This window comes from Halomonas sp. SIMBA_159 (assembly GCF_046536035.1).
In the GTDB taxonomy this organism is placed as follows: Bacteria; Pseudomonadota; Gammaproteobacteria; order Pseudomonadales; family Halomonadaceae; genus Vreelandella; species Vreelandella venusta_A.
The window spans coordinates 1-244 of the sequence record NZ_JAWJBT010001365.1 but is presented as its reverse complement, the minus strand read 5'-3'; the positions used below and the strand labels follow the sequence as shown (position 1 = coordinate 244).

At 59.0% G+C, this 244-nt stretch carries 1 protein-coding gene; it reads right to left on the bottom strand.

Annotated elements, in window-relative coordinates:
* Positions 1 to 244: Rrf2 family transcriptional regulator (locus tag R0J87_RS23700; protein WP_498889453.1), on the bottom strand; the 244-nt coding region annotated here is incomplete at both ends.

Here is a 244-nt window from a genome sequence, read left to right as displayed (position 1 = left end):
CGAGCGTAATATTGTTCAGAAAGTCACTGATGCGCGCGCTGAGGTCATGCCACAGGGTATGAGTCAGACAACGTACGCCGCCCTGACAATCCCCTTTACCGTGGCACTTCATGGCATCGACCGATTCGTCGACGGCCGCGATCACAGTACCGACAGCAATTTGATGCGCCTCTTCGCCCAGTCGGTAACCACCGCCCGGACCACGCACGCTGGCCACCAGGCCGGCTTTACGCAAGCGAGCAAA